General features: G+C 38.4%; 19 protein-coding genes. 5 read left to right on the top strand and 14 right to left on the bottom strand.

Annotation, left to right across the window (positions count from 1 at the left end; genetic code table 11):
- The first annotated feature begins 35 nt into the window (after positions 1-35).
- Positions 36-716: a RadC family protein gene (radC, locus tag ACLV7Q_RS04850; RefSeq protein ID WP_218757096.1), complete on the top strand. Its 681-nt coding sequence runs from the start codon at positions 36-38 to the stop codon at positions 714-716.
- Here the strand turns inward: radC and ACLV7Q_RS04845 are convergent.
- The 7 genes from ACLV7Q_RS04845 to ACLV7Q_RS04815 all read right to left on the bottom strand — a co-directional run bounded on the left by ACLV7Q_RS04845 (position 713) and on the right by ACLV7Q_RS04815 (position 5,484).
- On the bottom strand, positions 713-1,402 hold the full coding sequence (locus ACLV7Q_RS04845) for a gamma-glutamyl-gamma-aminobutyrate hydrolase family protein (RefSeq protein WP_023935878.1): 690 nt from the start codon (positions 1,400-1,402) through the stop codon (positions 713-715). The genes radC and ACLV7Q_RS04845 overlap by 4 nt on opposite strands.
- Before the next feature lie 17 nt (positions 1,403-1,419).
- Positions 1,420-2,061, bottom strand: coding sequence for a redox-sensing transcriptional repressor Rex (locus tag ACLV7Q_RS04840; protein WP_000653403.1), 642 nt, complete (start codon positions 2,059-2,061; stop codon positions 1,420-1,422).
- Between the two features lie 82 nt (positions 2,062-2,143).
- Complete coding sequence (locus ACLV7Q_RS04835; protein WP_218757095.1) at positions 2,144-2,359, bottom strand: DUF4649 family protein; 216 nt, start codon at positions 2,357-2,359, stop codon at positions 2,144-2,146.
- A 7-nt stretch (positions 2,360-2,366) separates the two neighbouring features.
- Positions 2,367-2,714 (bottom strand): DUF1831 domain-containing protein, encoded by a 348-nt coding sequence (locus ACLV7Q_RS04830; RefSeq protein ID WP_000863540.1) that lies wholly within the window; start codon positions 2,712-2,714, stop codon positions 2,367-2,369.
- 4 nt (positions 2,715-2,718) lie between these two features.
- Complete coding sequence (locus ACLV7Q_RS04825; protein WP_218757094.1) at positions 2,719-3,834, bottom strand: cysteine desulfurase family protein; 1,116 nt, start codon at positions 3,832-3,834, stop codon at positions 2,719-2,721.
- A gap of 9 nt (positions 3,835-3,843) precedes the next feature.
- Positions 3,844-4,803, bottom strand: coding sequence for a ribose-phosphate diphosphokinase (locus ACLV7Q_RS04820; RefSeq protein ID WP_130899051.1), 960 nt, complete (start codon positions 4,801-4,803; stop codon positions 3,844-3,846).
- A gap of 111 nt (positions 4,804-4,914) precedes the next feature.
- Entirely contained in the window at positions 4,915-5,484 is a 570-nt protein-coding gene (locus tag ACLV7Q_RS04815; RefSeq protein ID WP_218757093.1) for a CYTH domain-containing protein, read from the bottom strand.
- Positions 5,485-5,612: 128 nt separating this feature from the next.
- On the opposite strand from ACLV7Q_RS04815, the gene ACLV7Q_RS04810 reads away from it, so the two are divergent.
- Genes ACLV7Q_RS04810 through pta form a run of 4 tightly spaced genes read left to right on the top strand, consistent with a single transcriptional unit; the run spans position 5,613 to position 8,997 of the window.
- Positions 5,613-6,284: a GTP pyrophosphokinase gene (locus ACLV7Q_RS04810; protein ID WP_138700429.1), complete on the top strand. Its 672-nt coding sequence runs from the start codon at positions 5,613-5,615 to the stop codon at positions 6,282-6,284.
- Positions 6,268-7,086 (top strand): NAD kinase, encoded by an 819-nt coding sequence (locus tag ACLV7Q_RS04805; RefSeq protein ID WP_000799049.1) that lies wholly within the window; start codon positions 6,268-6,270, stop codon positions 7,084-7,086. Before ACLV7Q_RS04810 ends, ACLV7Q_RS04805 begins: the two co-directional genes overlap by 17 nt.
- Positions 7,083-7,979, top strand: coding sequence for an RluA family pseudouridine synthase (locus ACLV7Q_RS04800; protein WP_218757048.1), 897 nt, complete (start codon positions 7,083-7,085; stop codon positions 7,977-7,979). The genes ACLV7Q_RS04805 and ACLV7Q_RS04800 overlap by 4 nt, the downstream gene beginning before the upstream one ends.
- Positions 7,980-8,022: 43 nt before the next feature.
- Positions 8,023-8,997 (top strand): phosphate acetyltransferase, encoded by a 975-nt coding sequence (gene pta / locus ACLV7Q_RS04795; RefSeq protein ID WP_218757047.1) that lies wholly within the window; start codon positions 8,023-8,025, stop codon positions 8,995-8,997.
- A 338-nt stretch (positions 8,998-9,335) separates the two neighbouring features.
- Here the strand turns inward: pta and ACLV7Q_RS04790 are convergent, their stop codons facing one another.
- From ACLV7Q_RS04790 to ACLV7Q_RS04760, 7 genes are all read right to left on the bottom strand, one after another.
- Positions 9,336-9,635 carry a YbaB/EbfC family nucleoid-associated protein gene (locus ACLV7Q_RS04790; protein ID WP_050261574.1) on the bottom strand — a complete coding sequence of 100 codons (300 nt, stop codon included), beginning with the start codon at positions 9,633-9,635 and terminating at the stop codon, positions 9,336-9,338.
- Between the two features lie 70 nt (positions 9,636-9,705).
- Positions 9,706-10,857: a site-specific integrase gene (locus ACLV7Q_RS04785; RefSeq protein WP_000111250.1), complete on the bottom strand. Its 1,152-nt coding sequence runs from the start codon at positions 10,855-10,857 to the stop codon at positions 9,706-9,708.
- Position 10,858: 1 nt separating this feature from the next.
- Complete coding sequence (locus ACLV7Q_RS04780; RefSeq protein WP_001156231.1) at positions 10,859-11,107, bottom strand: DUF3173 family protein; 249 nt, start codon at positions 11,105-11,107, stop codon at positions 10,859-10,861.
- Positions 11,108-12,280, bottom strand: a complete 1,173-nt coding sequence (locus ACLV7Q_RS04775) for a Rep family protein (RefSeq protein ID WP_218757046.1) — start codon at positions 12,278-12,280, stop codon at positions 11,108-11,110.
- A gap of 149 nt (positions 12,281-12,429) precedes the next feature.
- Positions 12,430-13,035 (bottom strand): hypothetical protein, encoded by a 606-nt coding sequence (locus ACLV7Q_RS04770; RefSeq protein ID WP_218757045.1) that lies wholly within the window; start codon positions 13,033-13,035, stop codon positions 12,430-12,432.
- Positions 13,032-14,126: a cell division protein FtsK gene (locus ACLV7Q_RS04765; RefSeq protein ID WP_218757044.1), complete on the bottom strand. Its 1,095-nt coding sequence runs from the start codon at positions 14,124-14,126 to the stop codon at positions 13,032-13,034. Before ACLV7Q_RS04765 ends, ACLV7Q_RS04770 begins: the two co-directional genes overlap by 4 nt.
- Positions 14,127-14,129: 3 nt before the next feature.
- A complete protein-coding gene (locus ACLV7Q_RS04760) occupies positions 14,130-14,462 on the bottom strand; it encodes a hypothetical protein (protein WP_218757043.1) in 333 nt (110 codons plus the stop codon).
- Between the last annotated feature and the right edge of the window lie 161 nt (positions 14,463-14,623).

The raw sequence follows: 14,623 nt of genomic DNA, 5'->3' as shown, positions 1-14,623 counted from the left end.
TCCTTCTCACGAATAATAAAGTGAGGAGGATTTTTATGTACAGTATTTCATTCCAAGAAGATTCATTATTACCAAGAGAGAGACTGACCCAAGAAGGAGTAGAAGCGCTCAGTAATCAAGAGTTGCTAGCTATTTTACTTAGGACAGGAACACGTCAAGCCAGCGTTTTTGAAATTGCCCAGAAAGTCTTGAGCAATCTTTCAAGCCTAACGGATTTGAAAAAAATGACCCTGCAGGAATTGCAGAGCCTATCTGGTATCGGGCGAGTTAAGGCTATAGAATTGCAAGCAATGATTGAACTGGGGCATCGTATTCACAAGCATGAGACCATTGAGATGGAAAGTATTCTCAGTAGCCAAAAGTTGGCCAAGAAGATGCAACAGGAATTAGGGGACAAAAAACAAGAGCACCTGGTGGCGCTCTATCTTAATACTCAAAATCAAATCATCCATCAACAGACCATTTTTATCGGTTCTGCAACTCGCAGTATTGCTGAACCGCGAGAGATTCTTCACTATGCTATCAAGCATATGGCGACTTCACTTATCTTGGTTCACAATCATCCTTCGGGAGCGGTAGCCCCCAGTCGAAATGATGATCATGTCACTAAACTTGTTAAAGAAGCCTGCGACCTGATGGGGATTGTCCTCTTGGACCATTTAATTGTCTCATATTCTAGTTACTTTAGTTACCGTGAAAAAACAGATTTAATCTAAAGTTCATTAACGACATAGTCAAAGAGGTTTTTATCTTTGGGACGATTTTCAAATAGAAATTCTGGGTGCCATTGGACACCGAGAAAGGCAACATCATCCGTACTCATGACAGCCTCAATGATACCATCTTTAGGATCATGAGCTGCAATCTTTAAGTTAGGTGCTAAATCCTTAATACTCTGATGGTGGAAGGAGTTGATATGGGAGATTTCTCCATAGATTTCTCGGAGAACGGTATTTGGTTCTGTCACTAAGCGTTGGGTTGTGTACTCGGCAGAACAATCCTGCCAGTGATCTTCGATATCTTGATACAAAGTTCCACCCATGGCAACGTTAAAAAGCTGAGTCCCACGACAGACAGAGAAAATCGGCTTTTGCTGTTTAATAGCTTCCTTTATGAGGGCCAGTTCGAAAATATCTCTTTGAAGGTGGTAGTCATCGCTATCAATGGTTTTTGGTTCACCATAGAATTTAGGATCAACATTTTGCCCACCTGTCAAGATGAGCTTGTCAATCATACTGATATAGTGGCAGGCCATTTCTTGATCACCAATCGGTAGGATGATGGGAATCCCTCCAGCGTCTTTAACGCCTTCAACAAAGCCTTTTGCTGCGTAGCTCATCATGATGTCATCATCTGGATGAGTTTTTTCGTTTCCTGTAATCCCAATAACTGGTTTTTTCATAAAATGATTTTCGCTTTCTAATCCTCTTTTCGCATGAAATAGAGGAGGGTTTGGAGTTCACTTGTCAAATCAACATACTGAACGACCACGTCTTTTGGTAAATGCAGATGGACTGGTGAAAAACTAAGAATTCCTTTCACGCCAGCATCCACCAAGAGATTAGCAACCTCTTGCGACTTGACGCTGGGAACTGTCAGGATAGCAGTCTTCACATCAGCATCCTTGATTTTATCCTTGATTTGAGAAATCCCGTAAATGGGAATCCCGTCAGGAGTTTGGGTCCCGACTTCAGGATGGTCATCTAGGTCAAAGGCCATGATAATCTTCATCTTGTTACGTTCGTGGAAGCGATAGTGGAGAAGGGCATGGCCCATATTTCCAATACCAACCAGCATGACATTGGTAATAGAGTTGTCATTGAGCAAATCAGCAAAAAACGTCATCAGTTTTTTGACATCATAGCCAAAACCACGACGACCTAGTTCACCAAAATAGGAAAAATCACGACGTACGGTCGCTGAATCAATACCGATAGCCTCTGCAATTTGCTTAGAGTTGGCACGTTCAATCTTTTCTGCATGAAATCTCTTAAAAATTCGATAGTAGAGAGAGAGTCTTTTCGCTGTAGCTTTTGGAATAGCAAACTGTTTATCTTTCACAAAATCACAACCTTTCTATTCTTCTATTTTATAGAAACATTGTGAAAAAATCAACAAAAATAAGAAAAAACTAAGAAAAATCTTAGTTTTGATGTAAAAATTCTGCTTGTGATAGAAAACGGTAGAGGTCTCCGACTAGACCTTGATAAACTTTCTGGCCCTTAAAGGTCAAAGAAGTCACATAAAGTGTATCTGGTAGGGTCACGCATCCTGACAGAGCCAGCATGAGTGCCTCATAATCTTCATACTTGAGAGTCCGCTCTACCTGATAGCTGTCTTTATAGGTCAGTTCAAACATATGGGACCTATCTTTCAGATTTTGTAAAGACACCACGTTCTACTAAACTATCCATGAGAAAATAGAATTTTTCCTGATGAATGTGGTGGTCTTCTGATTTGAAAATATCAACCAGACGAAGACCAAACTTGTCAGTGATATTGATTTTAGCTCCTGTTAGTTCTTTATTGATAATGATTTTGAGTTGGAAGCCCTCACCGCTGTTTGGCACTTTTTCCAAAAGGCGAGTCAATTCATAGTTACCAACCTTAGTCTCAAAAAAAGTATTGTCCTTAAGGGTGAATTTTTTAACAGAAGGGCTAAGAGTGTAGTCGTAACGACAATTTTTTAACTGAATGGTTTTTTCAAATGCCATATGGCTAACCTCCGATAATTTCTTTTAAGGTTTTTGCTAGGGTTTGTAGATCTTCAACAGTATTTTGTAGCGACAAACTGATGCGAACGGATTCCTTCAAGCGTTTTGAATTTGCTCCGTACATAGCTTCAAGAACATGGCTGGATTGAACAATGCCCGCAGTGCAGGCTGAGCCAGTAGAGATTGAAATTCCAGCTAAATCTAGACGAAGGAGTAAGAGGTCGTTTTTCTGTTCAGGAAATCCAATATTGAGAACATAAGGGAGATGATGGTCTCCTCTGTTCAAGTAATATTGAATACCCTCTAGCTCTGCAAGAAAGGCAGTTTCTAGATTTTGTACATGTTGGAAATGTTCTTCCTGTTTTTCTAGGTCTTCTTTTAGGGCTGCAACCATACCCACGATGGCAGCTAGATTTTCAGTTCCGGCTCGTTTTTTCTGTTCTTGGTCTCCGCCATGAAGATAGGAATCAAAATCCATGCTAGATGCGTAGAGAAAACCGATTCCCTTAGGACCATGGAACTTGTGGGCAGAAGCAGTGAGAAAATCAATGCCCAATTCTTCTGGGTGTATAGGGATTTTACCAATAGCCTGAACTGCATCGACATGATAGGCGGCTGGGTGTTGCTTGAGTATTTGGCCAATTTCAGCAATGGGTAGTAGGTTTCCTGTCTCATTATTAGCAAACATGGTAGAAACCAAAATCGTATCATCACGTAAAGCCTTTTGAATTTGCTGGGCTGTGATTTCTTGATTTTCTGGTTGAATAATGGTTGCTTCAAAACCAAAGTGTTGAACCAAGTAATCAATTGTTTCAAGGACAGCATGGTGCTCGATGGCAGTTGTGATGATATGTTTTCCTTGTTCTTGATGACGAAGGCAGTAGCCAATGATAGCAGTATTGTTGCCTTCTGTCCCACCAGAAGTGAAAAAGATATGTTGAGGTTTTGTCCCCAGTAACTGAGCTAGTTCCTGACGGGCTTCTCGCAAGAGTTTGCCAGCTTGACGACCATGTCCATGAATACTAGAAGGGTTTCCGTGGGTTCCTTGCATAACCTCGGTCATAGCTGAAATAGCAACTGCTGACATAGGAGTCGTCGCAGCATTGTCCAAATAAATCAAAGGATCACCTTATTTCTTTTTGTTGTAGGCAAAGAGTGGGCTGACTGGTTTTCTTTCGTGGATACGGACGATGGCATCACCAATTAACTCACTAGCAGTGATGTAGCATACGTTTTTAGGAGTTTTTTCTTTTGTTGCTACTGAATCAGTCACAAGAATTTCTTTAATCTTAGTATTGTCAAGCAGTTCAGCAGCACCTTCAACGAAGAGACCGTGGCTAGAAACAGCATAAATTTCTGTAGCTCCTTCACGTTCAACGATTTTAGAAGCTTCAGAGAAGGTACGTCCTGTATTCAGAATATCGTCAATTAAGATGGCTTTCTTACCTTCAACATCACCGATAATATAACCTTCGTTGCGAGTTGCATCGTCTTGAGGGTAATCGATAATGGCGATAGGAGCATCAAGATACTCAGCCAAGCTACGAGCACGTTTTACACCTGAATTTTTAGGGCTAACGACAACAACATCTGAGCCAAGGAGGCCCTTATCGCAGTAATGTTTTGCGAATAGGGGAACAGTGAAAAGATTATCCACTGGAATATCAAAGAAACCTTGAACCTGAACGGCATGCAAATCAAGAGTCAGGATACGATCAACCCCAGCCTTAACTAGCATATTGGCAACTAGTTTTGCTGTAAGTGGCTCACGAGGACAAGCAATGCGGTCTTGACGTGCATAGCCAAAATATGGAAGGACAACGTTGATACTGTGGGCACTTGCGCGCACACAAGCGTCAACCATGATCAACAATTCCATTAGGTGGTTGTTAACAGGGAAACTTGTAGACTGGATGATGTAAACATCATAACCACGGACACTTTCTTCGATATTCACTTGGATTTCTCCGTCTGAAAATTGACGTGATGATAGTTTTCCAAGTGGGACACCAACAGCTTGAGCAATTTTCTGTGCAATCTCTTGGTTAGAGTTGAGTGCGAAAAGTTTCATGTTTTTTCTATCTGACATTATAGACCGTCCTCTGTAAACTTTTTAAATCCTAGCCATATCTGCCTAGCCTATATGAACTGGGATTTTTGTATTTTATCTTTTCTATTTTACCAAAAAATGGAGATTATTTCAGCTATTTTTCATGCTTTTGACAAATCGTACCAATTTTGAAGGGGCTTTTTGGTAGGAAATATGATTTTTCTCTAAAAATTGTTGGAAATCCTGTTTGCCGTGCTCATGATTTTCAACTTCAAGCTCTAATTCGTAATCTGTCATATCAAAGTACTGACTCTCATCCAGTGCCATGAGACCAATAGCTGTTTGCATTTCATAGCGAAGCGTTGTTAGACAACCGAGCACCTGCCATTCACTAGTTTTAATACCATGTTTCGCCAATTCATCCAGTACTAGCCCTTGAGGAAGTTCTTTCTTGCTCAGATAGTTTTCAGCATCTTTTAGTTGCAATTTTTGGTTGTATTCCATGTTTCCAACACTTTGCGGGACTTTGAGTGTCAATTCTGCCCAGTCTTCAAAGGTTCGAATGCGCATAGCAACTTTCTCTTCTCGCAGTTCAAAATCAGGTGTGTCGATGTAGTAATTTTTTTGAAGAACAGGAGTGACACCTGTGAACTGGTCTTTTAGACGATCATACTCATCTTTTTTCAAGAGTGTTTTCAATTCAATTTCTAAATGTTTCATTTTTCTTACCTTTTCTTTATCGTTGAAAGCGGATTTATGGTATAATAAGCATTGTATTTATTGTATATGAATCTGGAGAAAAAATCAAAGATATTTTTGAAGGATAATATGAGAACAAGGGAGAATATATGACCTTAGAATGGGAAGAATTCTTAGATCCTTACATTCAAGCTGTTGGTGAGTTAAAGATTAAACTACGTGGTATTCGTAAGCAATATCGTAAGCAAAATAAGCATTCTCCGATTGAGTTTGTGACCGGTCGAGTCAAGCCAATTGAAAGCATCAAAGAAAAAATGGCCCGTCGTGGCATTACTTATGCGACCTTGGAACACGATTTGCAGGATATTGCTGGCTTACGTGTGATGGTTCAGTTTGTAGATGACGTCAAGGAAGTAGTGGAGATTTTGCACAAGCGTCAGGATATGCGAATCATACAGGAGCGAGATTACATTACTCATCGAAAGGCTTCAGGCTATCGTTCCTATCATTTGGTAGTAGAATATACGGTTGATACCATCAATGGAGCTAAGACTATTTTGGCAGAAATTCAAATTCGTACCTTGGCCATGAATTTCTGGGCAACGATAGAACATTCTCTCAACTACAAGTACCAAGGGGATTTCCCAGAGGAGATTAAGAAGCGACTGGAAATTACAGCTAGAATCGCCCATCAGTTGGATGAAGAAATGGGTAAAATTCGAGATGATATCCAAGAAGCTCAGGCTCTTTTTGATCCCTTGAGTAGAAAATTAAATGACGGTGTAGGAAACAGTGACGATACAGATGAAGAATACAGGTAAACGAATTGATCTGATAGCCAATAGAAAACCGCAGAGTCAAAGGGTTTTGTATGAATTGCGAGATCGTTTGAAGAGAAATCAGTTTATACTCAATGATAGCAGTCCGGACATTGTCATTTCCATTGGTGGAGATGGCATGCTCTTGTCGGCCTTTCATAAGTACGAAGACCAACTTGATAAGGTACGCTTTATCGGTCTTCATACAGGACATTTGGGCTTTTATACCGATTATCGTGATTTTGAGTTGGATAAGTTAATGACCAATTTGCAGCTAGATACAGGAGCAAGGGTTTCTTACCCTGTTCTAAATGTGAAGGTTTTTCTTGGAAATGGAGAGGTCAAGATTTTTCGTGCCCTCAATGAAGCCAGCATCCGCAGGTCTGATCGAACCATGGTGGCAGATATTGTCATCAATGGTGTTCCCTTTGAACGTTTTCGTGGAGATGGCTTAACAGTTTCAACGCCGACTGGTAGTACAGCCTATAACAAATCACTTGGTGGTGCTGTTTTACACCCTACCATTGAAGCTCTGCAATTGACGGAAATTGCCAGCCTTAACAATCGTGTTTATCGAACGCTGGGCTCTTCCATTATTGTGCCTAAGAAGGATAAGATTGAACTCATTCCAACAAGAAACGATTACCACACCATTTCGGTTGACAATAGCGTTTATTCTTTCCGTAGTATCGAGCGAATCGAGTATCAAATTGATCATCATAAGATTCACTTTGTCGCGACTCCTAGCCATACCAGCTTCTGGAACCGCGTTAAGGATGCCTTTATCGGCGAGGTGGACGAATGAGGTTTGAATTTATCGCAGATGAACATGTCAAGGTTAAGACCTTCTTAAAAAAGCACGAGGTTTCTAAGGGACTGCTGGCCAAGATTAAGTTTCGAGGTGGGGCTATTCTGGTCAATGACCAACCGCAAAATGCAACCTATCTATTGGATATTGGAGACCGAGTTATCATCGATATTCCTGCTGAGGGAGGCTTTGAAACTCTAGAAGCTATCGAGCGCCCACTGGATATTCTCTATGAGGATGACCATTTTCTAGTCTTGAATAAACCCTATGGAGTGGCTTCTATTCCTAGTGTCAATCACTCCAATACCATCGCTAATTTTATCAAGGGTTACTACGTCAAGCAAAATTACGAAAATCAGCAGGTTCACATTGTAACCAGACTTGATAGAGATACTTCTGGCTTGATGCTCTTTGCTAAGCATGGCTATGCACATGCGCGATTAGATAAGCAGTTGCAGAAAAAGTCTATTGAAAAGCGCTACTTTGCTTTGGTTAAAGGTGATGGTCACTTGGAGTCAGAGGGGGAAATTATTGCTCCGATTGCGCGTGATGAAGACTCTATTATCACCAGAAGAGTGGCTAAAGGCGGAAAGTATGCCCATACATCATATAAGATTGTAGCATCTTATGGAAATATTCATTTGGTCGACATTCGCTTGCATACTGGTCGAACCCACCAAATCCGAGTCCATTTTTCTCATATTGGTTTTCCTTTGTTGGGAGATGATTTGTATGGTGGTAGCTTGGATGACGGCATCCAACGTCAGGCCCTTCATTGCCATTACCTATCCTTTTATCATCCATTTTTAGAGCAAGATTTGCAGTTAGAAAGTCCCTTGCCGGATGATTTCAGCAACCTTATTACTCAGTTATCAACTAATACTCTATAAAAACTGTTTCAGAGTATAATTATTATCTTAAAGGAGAAAACTCATGGAAGTTTTTGAAAGTCTCAAAGCCAACCTGGTTGGTAAAAATGCTCGTATCGTTCTCCCTGAAGGGGAAGAGCCACGTATTCTTCAAGCTACTAAACGCTTGGTAAAAGAAACAGAAGTGATTCCTGTTTTGCTTGGAAATCCTGAAAAAATTAAAATTTATCTCGAAATTGAAGGGATCATGGATGGTTATGAAGTTATTGACCCTCAACATTATCCTCAATTTGAAGAAATGGTTGCTGCCCTGGTGGAGCGTCGCAAGGGCAAAATGACTGAAGAAGATGCACGCAAGGTTTTGGTTGAAGATGTCAACTACTTTGGTGTGATGTTGGTTTACTCGGGCTTGGTTGATGGAATGGTGTCAGGTGCGATTCATTCAACAGCTTCAACAGTACGTCCAGCCCTTCAAATCATTAAAACTCGTCCAAATGTATCTCGGACTTCAGGTGCCTTCCTCATGGTTCGTGGTACGGAACGTTACCTATTTGGAGACTGTGCCATCAACATCAATCCTGATGCAGAAGCCTTGGCTGAAATTGCCATCAACTCAGCAATCACAGCTAAGATGTTTGGAATCGAGCCTAAAATTGCTATGCTAAGCTATTCTACTAAAGGTTCAGGTTTTGGTGAAAGCGTTGATAAGGTCGTTGAAGCAACTAAAATTGCTCACGACTTGCGCCCTGACCTTGAAATCGATGGTGAGTTGCAATTTGATGCAGCCTTTGTTCCTGAAACTGCAGCTTTGAAAGCTCCTGGAAGTACGGTAGCTGGTCAAGCAAATGTCTTCATCTTCCCAGGTATCGAGGCAGGAAATATCGGATACAAGATGGCTGAACGTCTTGGTGGCTTTGCGGCAGTTGGTCCTGTTTTGCAAGGTTTGAACAAGCCTGTTAACGACCTCTCTCGTGGATGTAATGCTGATGATGTGTACAAGTTGACCCTTATCACAGCAGCTCAAGCTGTTCATCAATAGTGAAAACTATAAAGCGATATACTATGCTATACTGTAGTTATGAAACTATGTACGAAAAGCACTGCCATTAACTCCTGAGAACTAAATTACTGATTGGTGTCAAAAAGGACAACTTCCAAGCGATAATATCCTGTCTATATACGACCTATGGAAATCTGTAATATACATGTCCGTAAAACGATAAATTTCCTTTTAAATGAGTATGAAAAGAGAATTTTTCATGAGAAAACGCATAATATTGAGTGTTTTTTGTACACCTGCTATTATGCGTTTTTTATAATTTTTGCACCTTTCTTAGCCTTTGTTATCGACAAGTATTGTTTTCTAGCTCCTTGTTTTTAGAATGGCAATTTCCCAGCGAAAGCACCCAGTTTTTTCTTGGTAGTTTTATCGATTTGTTCAAGAGCAGAGTTGATGGCTTGAACGGTCATATCAGAAAGAGTTTCAAGGTCCTCTGGGTCAACGATAGCTGGATTGAAATCAATGCTGACAACTTTCTTATCTCCAGTTAAGGTCGCTTGGACAAGGTCTTGAGCAGATTTGCCAACAAATTGCATGGCAGCAAGTTCGGCCTGGCTTTGTTCCATTTGTTTTTGAAGTTTTTGTGCTTGACGCATCATGTTTTGCATGTTCATCATAAGATTTTTAAGATTCCTTTCGTATCAAGGCTTTGAGCCTTTTTTAATAAATTTTTTGCCATTTTTTGCCCTAAAAGTTGTCAAAAGCATTGGCGACTTCTTTTTGTTGAGTTGGGAATAGGTGAGAGTAGATGTTGATTGTTGTATTAATACTACTGTGTCCCAGTCGTTTCATAAGTGTAAAAAATATATAATCTTTTCCTTCACCATTTCTGAGTCCTTTTGAAACTAGAAACGCTGCATGTGAGTGTCGGAAATCGTGATTACGAATCATTTTTAATGATGCAGGCATTCTTTTTTTCAATTTAATCTTTTGATTAGAAACCATTGGAGCAGTTAGTTGTAAAGGACTGTCTTGAAAGATTTGTAAGTCTTCTGTATTGTCCGTAAACTCTACTAATAGGTGAGCTTGTTTTTCTTTCCATTCCGTTAGTTCTTGAACGAATGCTTTATGAATATAAATTCGACGATTGGATTGAGTAGTTTTTACCGTTCCGATATGGACCTTGTTATTACGAAAGTAAGCAGAATACTTAATATCGATATAACCCTCTGATAAATTAATCTGTTTCCAAGTTAAGGCCAATGCTTCGCCAACACGAACGCCTGTAAACATCAGCACTCGATAAAATAGCTGAAACATATATTCATCTTCTGTGAACAGAGAATCAAATAGCTTAAATTCTTCAGGAGTGAAATAAGACATCTCCTTGTGTTTATCAGGCAGTTTTCTTAGTCCATTGCATGGATTATCTTGTCTAAGACGATTAGCGACAGCAACATCAAACATTTTATGTAGAAAAATCATTAGCTGATTAACGGTCGTGCTTGATAGTGTTCCTCCTTTGACACTTGGTTGTTTGACCAACCAATCTCTAAATTTTTTTACTTCATGGATAGTAATGGCAGACATATCTGCATGCTCAAAAAACTTAGAGACATATTGGTTATAATAGGATATCTGTGTATCAATGGTACCACGTTTATTCCCACGGAGTTCATCTTCTTGTTGAACTAAAGAGTAAAGGTGAGAAACAGATATTTTATCTTTAATATGAACTTGGTGAAGTTTGTTTAATCGATAATCTGCTTCATATTGAACAGCTTCTTTACGAGTGGTAAATCCTGACTTTCTATGCCGTTTGATTTCACCAGTCAATGGGTCTATGCCATCGGTAATATCTACTTTCCATTTTCCCTTGTATCCTTTGATAACTGACATATTATTTTCCTCTTTCTATGTCAGTAGCGAAGAGTACAGTATCTATTATATCATTTTTTGAGATGATTTTGAATCCAAGAATTTCTTCGGCAATAGTCTTTGGTATTCTTCCAATCCTTTTGTTTTTATAAAGTTGAAAACCTCTTTCGACAAGTAATTTTTTACCCTCTCGTATAACACGTCTAGCTGTGCCTTCTGGATATCCTTGATTTGCGATATCTATGTAGGTAACTGTTTGAATTTCTTGCATTTATTCATTCCTTTCCTTTTTCTTATTCAATTCTAAAAATAATTGGTACGATTTGTCTTGAATAGTTTCTTCTCTATCAGTCTGATTTTTAAAGGGGTTTGGTAATTTATTGCCATGGTCTATATAAAACATCTGGTCCATTGGTTTGTACTTGTAAAATTGCAGATGCTCTTTTTTGACTTCGACTACTAAGGATAATCTTCTCATTAGTTGGCCCCAAGAATCGATATGACTTGTTTTTCTTTGATTAGTTAATTCTAAAAAGAAATCATAGGGAGAGTAGGGGCTAGTGATGATATAAATATTAGCTAGTAACGGCTTATCAAAATAACGACTACTTGCCATCGCTTTAACATTGTAAGGATCAAACATTTTGAGTAAGTCTGAGTAGTCAAATTGATGGGGGCGTAATTCGTCTAAGATAATCACGTGTTCTAAATTGTATTGTTGAAAAGGGTCACGGATTGAGCCCGTAATAAAATAGTTAAGGTCATACTGTTCTGCGTATTGACGTGCTAGACGAGTCTTCCCTGTTCCCGCTTTTCCAAAAAGCCAAATAATCGTAACAATTTCATTCTTGTCAATCATTTCTTGTCGCCATAGTTCGGCTTGTGTTTCTAGTCGTTTTAAATAGACGGTTTCTATTTTTTGCCTTGCTTTGGCATATTGTGAACCAGTAAGTCGTTGTTCAATTTCTGATTTTGTGATATTACCAGTATAAAGTAGATCCAGTAGATTATCTATAATCATAGTGTCATTTATTTCATATCGTTTGGTTACATTTCTTTCGATAGTGTCTAATAGGAGTAAATAGTCAAAATTCGCAATAACTTCTTTGGGAGAATATTGGTATTTATCTTGATTAGACTCCGTGTGATGAACGAGATATGAATAAGCATTGTTAACTGAACCCCTCCACTGCTCAAAACACTGTATTGGTTGTTTAGTCAACTTAGCAAGATTATTTAAACTTCTAGCACTTTCAAACTGTAAAACAAGGTGTATATGTGGTGCGACAAGGTTTCCATCTTGCCCAATATCCTTATCATGCAATATTCCCGCAAAACGAAGCGGTTTTAGAATGTTCGTCATATACTCGATGATATCTTGTAAATTTGAAGATTGGAAATACTCAATCTGTTGAACAAACATGACATTGCGTGCTTTTACCATTTAAAACTCCTTTCTTTTTTGGAACAATGGAACAACATTATACTACTTCAATAACAAGCCCAGAAGTAGTATAGTTATGTCCTGACTAAATTGGAACATAAAACCAGCTCGGAGCTCTTGCCTTACGGCAAGCTCCGCTGGTATACAAATTAATTATGCTTTCTCGTCCCTTGTATTATATGATTAAGTGAAGTACTATCTGTGGGAGAGAATATATATATTTTACGATAGACTCTTATCAGATAGTCGTACAAAAAAGGTAATTTTTTTTGTAAAATTGTATCAACATCTGAATTTTTTGCCTGTAGTATTATAACAAGGATATAGTCACTAGTTATGATACATCTGATAGATTTAACAATAGATTTGTACTCTTTTACAACCTCACTATCGCTTTCACTGGCTTTCGTTTTCATCTGTTTTCGAATTATCCTTAATAGATTTATTGTACGGATAAAGTTCAGAAACTTATCTTCTTTTATCCATACGATACAAAGAATGGTATGAGCTAAAAGATAGATAATCATGACGATAGTGATTGTTTGAAATAGCAAAGATTGCCCTATTTGAAAATTATTCCGAATTTGTCCCCAAGCGTCCCAAGAGATAATAGTACTAACTTGGTTAATAAACCATATACCTGCTAGAAATAACCCCCATAGAAAGCCTAAAAATAATTCTAAAGGCAGTAAGTAATAGAGTTTATCGGTAATTACAGTGGTTTGTCTTATTATTTTTTTATAAAAATTTTTCATAAATTTTCTCCTTTAAAAGTTGGTACGAGCAACGGCATGACATTAGGTGGTGTTATACCATCAATGACTTGAACAATACCAGTTCCTTTTCCGTTAGGAATGACAATTCCTGTCTCTGAATCTAAGTCTGGGAATAAAAACGTTGTCGTTTTTCTGTTGATTAAACCAAGTTGTATCAAGAAATTACACTGCTCTCTAACGGCAATAGGTAAAGCGTTTGTATCCATCCGCTGACTCACTAGGATTAAATGGACAGATGTTGCTCGTCCAAGTAATGCAATATTGGATAATAGTGCAAAAAAGGTATCTTTAACATTTTTAGAAGTCAAAGATGTTAAAGCAAGCAATTCATCAATTACCAGACAACGATGTTGAAATTTTTTAGAAGGATTTTCAAGAAGCTCTGCTTGTCTTTGATAGATAGTATCTAGTTCCACTTTTAGCAAGCTGTTTACCTTGGAAACAAATTCATCAGATGAGAAGTCTTTCTCTTGATAAAGAACAGGTATGTTCTGTTTTAAGCAGTAGCGAGAGATAGAATCACATTTAGGGTCCACAACTGTTACATGAGCAAATTGATTAATAACAGAGATTAGATAGGTCAAAGCGTAGCTCTTTCCAGAACCAGAAGAACCAGCAATCAAGCAATGAACGATGCGATTGAAATCAATTCGATAATTTTTCATGAGTTCAAAACTTTCGTTTTGAACGCTGACATCAGATAGCTTTTGATACGTCAATCTTTCAGGTATTCCCCTAAAGAATGGAAACCGAAAAGCACGACTAGTGTTAATACTTACACCATCACGTTTGACAATATAGGCTGATGGCTGTTTAAGAAATGTCAACATAGGGTAGGCACTTGTAGATAAAATTTGAAAAATCTGTTGGTATAGATTGTTATCCAAAATGTACGCACAAGGAAAACGAGGGACAAAGTCTATATAATTGTCACCATAGATGAATTGGAAGGAATTAGTAGTTGAAGAAATAGAGCTGTTTCCCAACCCTATTTCTGCGCACTGGACCAAGTATTCACTATCAACTACAAATTCCCGTTTATTTTCTGGTTGAATAAACGGAAATGCCATTGGTTACTTACCTCCTTCTTTGATAATTTTTACAGATTCGGCTTTAAAATAGACATTGTTTTTCACTTTACAAGCAACAGGATTGACTAACTCAACTTCTGCGAATTGTTCAATTTCTTGAGAAGTGGGGAATTTGACAAGAAAAGGATTTTGACCAGGAATAATGAAATATCGGCTAAATCCATCTACTTCGTCAGTCCTCTTATTGTCCTTATAGACCCACTTAATTTCTTCTTCAGCGGACAATGAACTAAAGACAGGGTTTTCTCCAAATATTTCATGGAAAAGGGCTACGTTATATCCATAAACTGGACTTTTATACTTAAATGCACTCATGCGCTTTGTCTCCGTAATCAGCATACCTAGGATTTTGCTGATTTCTATTAAAAATTTTTTGTGGAGTGAACTAGGTACCTTTTTGTTCTTACCACAATATAAATTATATAAGGTTTTAATAAGGAGATTGTATACACTAAAATGAAATTTAGAGATAAAAT

It is taken from the genome of Streptococcus mitis (assembly GCF_965111725.1).
GTDB classification, from domain to species: Bacteria; Bacillota; Bacilli; order Lactobacillales; family Streptococcaceae; genus Streptococcus; species Streptococcus mitis_DV.
The sequence above is the reverse complement of the archived record's forward strand: the minus strand, read 5'-3'. Positions and strand labels throughout refer to the sequence as shown.

What these genes read in the sequence shown, in the direction of transcription:
- ACLV7Q_RS04835 (WP_218757095.1), bottom strand. Translation starts at nt 2,359, where the DNA reads ATGTTTGAACTGACCTATAAAGACAGCTATCAGGTAGAGCGGACTCTC.
- ACLV7Q_RS04780 (WP_001156231.1), bottom strand. Translation starts at nt 11,107, where the DNA reads ATGCAAGAAATTCAAACAGTTACCTACATAGATATCGCAAATCAAGGA.
- ACLV7Q_RS04765 (WP_218757044.1), bottom strand. Translation starts at nt 14,126, where the DNA reads ATGGCATTTCCGTTTATTCAACCAGAAAATAAACGGGAATTTGTAGTT.
- ACLV7Q_RS04760 (WP_218757043.1), bottom strand. Translation starts at nt 14,462, where the DNA reads ATGAGTGCATTTAAGTATAAAAGTCCAGTTTATGGATATAACGTAGCC.
- ACLV7Q_RS04790 (WP_050261574.1), bottom strand. Translation starts at nt 9,635, where the DNA reads ATGATGAACATGCAAAACATGATGCGTCAAGCACAAAAACTTCAAAAA.
- ACLV7Q_RS04775 (WP_218757046.1), bottom strand. Translation starts at nt 12,280, where the DNA reads ATGGTAAAAGCACGCAATGTCATGTTTGTTCAACAGATTGAGTATTTC.
- ACLV7Q_RS04845 (WP_023935878.1), bottom strand. Translation starts at nt 1,402, where the DNA reads ATGAAAAAACCAGTTATTGGGATTACAGGAAACGAAAAAACTCATCCA.
- ACLV7Q_RS04770 (WP_218757045.1), bottom strand. Translation starts at nt 13,035, where the DNA reads ATGAAAAATTTTTATAAAAAAATAATAAGACAAACCACTGTAATTACC.
- pta (WP_218757047.1), top strand. Translation starts at nt 8,023, where the DNA reads ATGGAAGTTTTTGAAAGTCTCAAAGCCAACCTGGTTGGTAAAAATGCT.
- ACLV7Q_RS04800 (WP_218757048.1), top strand. Translation starts at nt 7,083, where the DNA reads ATGAGGTTTGAATTTATCGCAGATGAACATGTCAAGGTTAAGACCTTC.
- ACLV7Q_RS04820 (WP_130899051.1), bottom strand. Translation starts at nt 4,803, where the DNA reads ATGTCAGATAGAAAAAACATGAAACTTTTCGCACTCAACTCTAACCAA.
- ACLV7Q_RS04810 (WP_138700429.1), top strand. Translation starts at nt 5,613, where the DNA reads ATGACCTTAGAATGGGAAGAATTCTTAGATCCTTACATTCAAGCTGTT.
- ACLV7Q_RS04830 (WP_000863540.1), bottom strand. Translation starts at nt 2,714, where the DNA reads ATGGCATTTGAAAAAACCATTCAGTTAAAAAATTGTCGTTACGACTAC.
- ACLV7Q_RS04815 (WP_218757093.1), bottom strand. Translation starts at nt 5,484, where the DNA reads ATGAAACATTTAGAAATTGAATTGAAAACACTCTTGAAAAAAGATGAG.
- ACLV7Q_RS04805 (WP_000799049.1), top strand. Translation starts at nt 6,268, where the DNA reads ATGAAGAATACAGGTAAACGAATTGATCTGATAGCCAATAGAAAACCG.
- ACLV7Q_RS04785 (WP_000111250.1), bottom strand. Translation starts at nt 10,857, where the DNA reads ATGTCAGTTATCAAAGGATACAAGGGAAAATGGAAAGTAGATATTACC.
- radC (WP_218757096.1), top strand. Translation starts at nt 36, where the DNA reads ATGTACAGTATTTCATTCCAAGAAGATTCATTATTACCAAGAGAGAGA.